This is a genomic window from Kitasatospora sp. NPDC059571 (assembly GCF_042735675.1).
In the GTDB taxonomy this organism is placed as follows: Bacteria; Actinomycetota; Actinomycetes; order Streptomycetales; family Streptomycetaceae; genus Kitasatospora.
In genome coordinates this window covers 1-6,303 of sequence record NZ_JBHWBW010000460.1, presented here as the reverse complement: position 1 = coordinate 6,303, position 6,303 = coordinate 1, and the positions used below count along the sequence as shown (strand labels likewise).

General features: G+C 76.0%; 7 protein-coding genes and 1 riboswitch. Of the genes, 4 read left to right on the top strand and 3 right to left on the bottom strand.

Annotated features, from left to right (window positions below; translation table 11 throughout):
• Positions 1-246: 246 nt before the first annotated feature.
• The gene (locus ACFV0G_RS32850) at positions 247-1,338 is read right to left on the bottom strand and encodes a PP2C family protein-serine/threonine phosphatase (RefSeq protein WP_380555902.1); all 1,092 of its coding nucleotides are present in this window, start codon (positions 1,336-1,338) and stop codon (positions 247-249) included.
• 164 nt (positions 1,339-1,502) lie between these two features.
• Between ACFV0G_RS32850 and ACFV0G_RS32845 the strand changes: the two genes are divergently transcribed.
• Positions 1,503-2,078, top strand: a complete 576-nt coding sequence (locus tag ACFV0G_RS32845; protein ID WP_380555900.1) for a GNAT family N-acetyltransferase — start codon at positions 1,503-1,505, stop codon at positions 2,076-2,078.
• Positions 2,079-2,123: 45 nt separating this feature from the next.
• Positions 2,124-2,702, top strand: a complete 579-nt coding sequence (locus tag ACFV0G_RS32840) for a GNAT family N-acetyltransferase (protein WP_380555898.1) — start codon at positions 2,124-2,126, stop codon at positions 2,700-2,702.
• A gap of 13 nt (positions 2,703-2,715) precedes the next feature.
• Here ACFV0G_RS32840 and ACFV0G_RS32835 read toward each other — a convergent pair whose 3' ends face one another.
• A complete protein-coding gene (locus ACFV0G_RS32835) occupies positions 2,716-4,188 on the bottom strand; it encodes a glycine hydroxymethyltransferase (RefSeq protein WP_380555896.1) in 1,473 nt (490 codons plus the stop codon).
• A gap of 20 nt (positions 4,189-4,208) precedes the next feature.
• Positions 4,209-4,299, bottom strand: a riboswitch (ZMP/ZTP riboswitch).
• A gap of 106 nt (positions 4,300-4,405) precedes the next feature.
• On the opposite strand from ACFV0G_RS32835, the gene ACFV0G_RS32830 reads away from it, so the two are divergent.
• Complete coding sequence (locus tag ACFV0G_RS32830; protein ID WP_380555894.1) at positions 4,406-4,630, top strand: hypothetical protein; 225 nt, start codon at positions 4,406-4,408, stop codon at positions 4,628-4,630.
• Between the two features lie 162 nt (positions 4,631-4,792).
• On the opposite strand, the gene ACFV0G_RS32825 is transcribed toward ACFV0G_RS32830, so the two are convergent.
• Positions 4,793-5,149, bottom strand: coding sequence for a DUF6204 family protein (locus tag ACFV0G_RS32825; RefSeq protein ID WP_380555892.1), 357 nt, complete (start codon positions 5,147-5,149; stop codon positions 4,793-4,795).
• A 120-nt stretch (positions 5,150-5,269) separates the two neighbouring features.
• Between ACFV0G_RS32825 and ACFV0G_RS32820 the strand changes: the two genes are divergently transcribed.
• On the top strand, positions 5,270-6,274 hold the full coding sequence (locus tag ACFV0G_RS32820; protein ID WP_380555890.1) for an aldo/keto reductase family protein: 1,005 nt from the start codon (positions 5,270-5,272) through the stop codon (positions 6,272-6,274).
• The last annotated feature ends 29 nt before the right edge of the window (positions 6,275-6,303 follow it).

Sequence of the window (6,303 nt, the reverse complement as noted above, 5' to 3'; positions counted from 1 at the left end):
CGCCCGATCCGCACGGGCGGTGCGCGGCCCTGCCGCGGGGCGGGCGGCGGCGGAACGGCGGCCGTGGGCCCGGCGGGCGAAAGTGGTGCGCATGGTGGCCGTCCCTCCAGGCGGTGGCCGAGCCCGCCTCCGGACCCCGGTACGGGCGGGCGCGGCCGTTCGCGCCGGGCCCTGGGACGATTCTTCCGGAGCGGCCCGGCGCGGGCATCGTGCAGCGGTTGCGCAGCGGTTCGCGGCCCGCCCGGGTCAGGCCGCGGCGCGGCGGGTCAGGGCCAGCACGGCCATGTCGTCGTCCCGCGGCCCGCCCGTCCACCGCTCGACGTCGCGCACCAGCGCGTCGATCACCTCCTGCGGCCCGCCGAACGGCCCGAGCGGGCCCAGCCGCAGTGCCGGGTCGTAGAACCGCCCCGCGCCGTCCCTGGCCTCGGTGACCCCGTCGGTGACCAGCAGCAGGGTGTCGCCGGGTGCGAACGGCCAGTCGTCCGGCCCGGGCCGCGGCACGCCCAGGCCGCCCATCCCGAGCGGCAGGCCCGGGTCGCGGGCGTCCAGCAGCCGGACCCCACGGCCCGGGCCGTCGAGCAGGTACGGGCCGGGGTGCCCGCAGTTCAGCACCCGCAGACCGTCCCGGCCGGGGGCGACCTCACCGAGCAGCGCGGTGATGAAGCCCTCCATCCGCAGCTCCTCCTCGCGGTGCGCCACCTCCCGGACCAGCGCGTGCTCCAGGCCGTCGGCGAGTGCCGGGAGGTCCGGCGCCCGGTCCGCGTTCTCCCGGAACGCGCCGAGCAGCACCGAGACCGCCGCCACCGCCTCCAGCCCCTTGCCGCGCACGTCCGCGATCAGCACCCGCACCCCGAACGGGGTCTCCTGGAGCGCGTACGCGTCCCCGCCGATCAGCGCGTCGGTGTGCGCCGCCTGGTAGCGGGCCGCGACCGCCAGCTGCCCGACCCGGGCGGGCGGCGCCGGCAGCACGGCCCGCTGCGCCGCCTCGGCCACCGAGCGGACGGCCGCCAGCCGCCGTCCGTGCCGGGCGATCAGCCGGTTGAGCCAGACGCCGATGAGCGCGGCGAAGACCGTGTTCGCGAGTTCCAGGTACCCGGCGGTGGTGCCGATGGAGCCGTCCCGCACGGTCAGCACGAGCACGCCGACCACCACCGCCACCGCGACCGCGACGGTGTCCCGCAGTGAGAGCAGCGCGCCGGCCAGGACCGAGGCGGCGGCCAGCATCGGGTCGCCCCAGTAGTCGTCGGGCTCCACGGAGTTCCAGACCAGCCCGGCGACGATCAGCGCCCAGGGGACCAGCCGCACATAGCGCGGCCACTGCGCGGAGATCGATGCCACGGCGCACCACCACTCCCGTCCGGACGGCTGGGCCTCCCCAGTATCCGCCGCGCCGGCACGGCGGCGCGCGGCCTCGGCCGGGGCCGGCCCGCCTCCGGGGCCGCCGGTGCGCCGCCGCGGGAAATCCGCTGGACCGCGGCCCGTCCGCGGCGTTGGCTGGGCCCATGGACGATCTGCGCACCGACCGCCTGCTGCTCCGCCGATGGCGGGAGTCCGACCTCGCGCCCTGGGCCGCGATGAACGCCGACCCCGAGGTCCGCGAGCACCTCGGCGACCTGCTCACCCGCGAGCAGAGCGACGCCTCGGTGGCCCGCTTCCGGGCCGAGGCCGACGCCCGCGGCTACGGCTGGTGGGCGGTGGAGGTGGTGGCCGACGGCGCCTTCGTCGGCTTCGCCGGCCTCGATCCGGTCGACGACGGCCTGCCCTTCGCCGGCGTCGAGATCGGCTGGCGGCTGGCCCGCCCGGCCTGGGGGCACGGCTACGCCACCGAGGCCGCCCGGGCCGTGCTGGCGTTCGGCTTCGACACCCTGCGGCTGCCGGAGATCCTCGCGGTGACCACCGCCGGGAACCTCCGCTCACGGGCCGTGATGCGCCGGATCGGGATGACCCGCGACCCCGCGGACGACTTCGACGACCCCGAGGCGCCCGAGGGCCCGCTGCGGCCGAACGTGCTGTACCGGATCGCCCGGGGTGCCCGGGACACGGTCCCGGTCGCAGCCCCGCCCGGCGCCGGGCCGTGACCCCGGGCGCGGGCCGCACCGGACGGGCGTGAGAGCGTGTGGCCCATGAGCGAGACGGTCACGGTCACCACCTGGCACCTGGAGCAGACCTCACCCGACGACCTGGTCCGGCCGGTGCCGCGGCCCGGGGAGCGCGAGCTGCCGGTGGTCCGCGCGGAGCGGACCGGCCCCGAGTTCGCCCGCTTCCTGTACACCGCGGTGGGCGGCCCCTGGTCCTGGACGGACCGGCTGCCCTGGACGTACCGGCAGTGGCAGGAGTGGCTGGCGAAGTCCGGGGTGGAGACCTGGGTGGCCTGGGTGGACGGCACCCCGGCCGGGTACGTCCAGTTGGAGCCTCACCCCGAGGGCGAGGTCGAGGTCGTCTACTTCGGCCTCCTGCCGGACTTCATCGGCCAGGGCCTCGGCAGCCGGCTGCTCGCCGACGGCCTGGCCCGCGCCTGGGACCTGGCCGACCGCCACCCCGGGTGCCCGCCCACCCGCCGGGTGACCGTCCACACCTGCTCGCTGGACGGCCCGGCCGCGCTGCGCACCTACCGGGCGCGCGGCTTCCGGGTGGTCCGCACCGAGACCGCCGAGCAGCCCGCCGCCCCGGCGCCCGGCCCGTGGCGGGGCGCCGGGGACTGACGGGCGCCGGGGATCAGGCCAGGTCGAGGCCCGGGTAGAGCGGGAAGTCCGCGAGCAGGTCGGCCGCGCGCTTGGCGACCGCGTCGCGCACCTGCGGGTCCAGGACGTACTTGGCCTTCGACGGCGCGCCGGTGCCGGGGGCGGTCGGCGAGGCGGCCCGCAGCACGGTGGTGATCAGGTCGGCGATCTCGTCCATCTCCGCGGTGCCCAGGCCGCGGGTGGTGAGCGCGGGGGTGCCGACCCGGACGCCCGAGGTGTACCAGGCGCCGTTCGGGTCCTGCGGGACGGCGTTGCGGTTGGTGACCACGCCCGACTCCAGCAGCGCCGCCTCCGCCTGACGGCCCGTCAGGCCGGAGCCGGAGGTGTCGATCAGCACCAGGTGGTTGTCGGTGCCGCCGGTGACCAGGCGGACGTCGCGCCGCAGCAGCCCCTCGGCCAGCGCCCGGGCGTTGTCGACGACCCGCTGCGCGTAGTCGCGGAACTCCGGGCGGCGGGCCTCGGCGAAGGCCACCGCCTTGGCGGCCATCACGTGCGGCAGCGGGCCGCCGAGGACCATCGGGCAGCCGCGGTCGACCTGCTCGGCGAGCTCCTCGGTGCAGAGCACCATGCCGCCGCGCGGGCCGCGCAGCGACTTGTGGGTGGTGGTGGTGACGATCTGGGCGTGCGGCACCGGGTCGAAGTCCCCGGTCAGCACCTTGCCCGCGACCAGCCCGGCGAAGTGCGCCATGTCGACCATCAGGGTCGCCCCGACCTCGTCGGCGATCTCCCGCATCAGCCGGAAGTTGACCAGCCGCGGGTACGCCGAGTACCCGGCCACCAGCACCAGCGGGCGGAACTCCCGGGCGGTGGCACGCAGCGCGTCGTAGTCGAGCAGGCCGGTCGCCGGGTCGGTGCCGTAGCTGCGCTGCTCGAACATCTTGCCGGACAGGTTGGGCCGGAAGCCGTGGGTGAGGTGGCCGCCGGCGTCCAGCGACATGCCGAGCAGCCGCTGGTCGCCGAGCGAGCGGCGCAGCTCGGCCCAGTCCGCCTCGGCCAGGTCGTTGACGTTGCGGACGCCCGCGCGCTCCAGCGCGGGGGTCTCCACCCGCTGGGCGAGGACCGCCCAGTAGGCCACCAGGTTGGCGTCGATGCCGGAGTGCGGCTGGACGTAGGCGTGGTCGGCGCCGAACAGCTCGCGGGCGTGCTCGGCGGCGATCGACTCCGCGGTGTCGACGTTGCGGCAGCCGGCGTAGAAGCGGCGGCCGACGGTCCCCTCGGCGTACTTGTCGCTGAACCAGTTGCCCATCGCCAGCAGCACGGCGGGCGAGGCGTAGTTCTCACTGGCGATCAGCTTGAGGGAGGCGCGCTGGTCCTCGACCTCGGCGCCGATCGCGTCGGCGATGCGCGGTTCGACGGCGCGGACGGCGTCCAGGGCGCTGCGGAAGGCGGTCCCGGCGGCGGGGCCGACCGAGGTGTGGGGCGCGGACGGGACGGCGGACTCGGCCAAGGCGGTCTCCTCGATACGATTCGAACGGCCCAGGCGCACGGCAACAACGTGAGACACGGAGCCGCTCCCCGATGGTGAGTCCATCCCAGCGCGCCAGTCACGGCTCGCGGCGAGCGTACCAACCCTGCTGAGCGGGCGGCCAGGACGCCCGGATGTCGGACGGATCACGTCCCGGCCGGGATGTACGGCCGCGCCGTGCGGTCCGTACACTCCAGCGGTGGAGAACTTGACGTGCGGTCAGTGCGGCCAGGTGGGGCTGGAACCCGGGTTCGTGGAGGACTCCGGGGAGGGCTCCCGCGGGTACGCCCGGTGGATACCCGGGCCGATCGAACGCGGCATCTTCGGCGGCGCCCGCCGGCTGGGCAAGCCGCGCTGGCAGATCGACGCGTTCCGCTGCCCCCGGTGCGGGCATCTGGAGCTGTTCGCCTCCAAGCCGGTCTGACCGGTCCGACCGGACGGGGATCCGGCGCGGCAGGGCCGCCCCGGGCGGCAAGGGGGGCGTACCGCCCGGTGCGTCGCACGCCCTGCCGAGCGGTCGTCTCACCCGCCCCGCGCGGTCCAAACCCACCGGCCCCTCAGCGCGCTGCGCGCCCGCCGCCGGACGTCAGTCCTGGCGGGCCGCCTCGCGGCGGCGGCGCTTGCCGAGGGCGGCCTCCGAGAGGTCCTCGGCCTGGGAGCGCAGGTTGCGGTAGCCGTACCCGCGGTCGGTCAGCCAGGCCGCGGCGGCGGCCTCGGCCCGGGCAGCGGCGGTGACCAGGTCCTCCGCCTCCTCGCCGGTGTCCGCGAAGCGGAAGGTGAAGGCGGTGCGGGCGGCGATGTCGTAGCTGAGGTGCCCCTCGGGGGTGAAGGCGGCGTGCAGGACGTCGTGGTCGGCGGCCCGGGCGAGGAGCTCGGCGCGCTGCTCCTCGCCGAGGCCGTCGAAGACGCCGCGGACGGTGATGCGGAAGTCACGTGTGCTCATCGCCCGACCCTAGGACGGAGCGGCGGCCCGGCGCACGGCGTTTTCCGCCCGGCGGGCCCGCCGGCGGGCCCGCGGCAGGCATGATCGGAGCCGACACCCCCACCGGAAGGACGCGCAGCAATGGAGTTCCGCCACCTGGGCCGCAGCGGCCTGATCGTCAGCGAGATCGCCTACGGCAACTGGCTCACCCACGGTTCCCAGGTCGAGGAGGAGACCGCCGCGGCCTGCATCCGCGCGGCCCTGGACGCCGGGATCACCACCTTCGACACCGCCGACGTGTACGCCGAGACGCGCGCCGAGTCGGTGCTCGGCCGGGCGCTCAAGGGCGAGCGGCGCGAGGGCCTGGAGATCCTCACCAAGGTCTTCTGGCCGACCGGCCCGGGCCGCAACGACCGGGGACTGGGCCGCAAGCACGTCATGGAGGCGATCGACGGCTCGCTGCGCCGGCTGCAGACCGACCACGTCGACGTCTACCAGGCGCACCGGTTCGACCCCAGCACCCCGCTGGAGGAGACCATGGAGGCCTTCGCCGACGTGGTCCGGGCCGGCAAGGCCCTGTACATCGGGGTCTCCGAGTGGACGGCCGAGCAGATCCGCGCCGGGTACGAGCTGGCGCGCGACCTGCGGGTCCCGTTCGTCTCCAACCAGCCGCAGTACAGCGCGCTGTGGCGGGTCATCGAGGCCGACGTGGTGCCGGCCTGCGAGGAGCTCGGCATCGGCCAGGTGGTCTGGTCGCCGATCGCCCAGGGCGTGCTGACCGGCAAGTACCGGCCGGGTGCGCAGCCGCCGGCCGGCTCGCGGGCCACCGACGACAAGGGCGGCGCGAACTTCGTCGCCCGCTGGATGCGGCCGGAGGTGCTGGAGCGGGTCCAGCTGCTGGGTCCGCTCGCCGACGAGGCCGGGCTGACGCTCGCCCAGCTGGCGGTGGCATGGGTGCTGCAGAACCGGAACGTCTCGGCGGCGATCATCGGCGCGTCCCGGCCCGAGCAGGTGGCGGAGAACGTCCGGGCCGCCGGGGTGAAGCTGGAGGCCGGCCTGCTCAAGGCGATGGACGACATCCTCGCCCCGGTGGCCGAGACCGACCCGGCGCGGACGGCCGAGGGCGCTCCGAAGGACCGCCCCTGACGGACGCCGGCATCGGAGCGGCGCCGCGC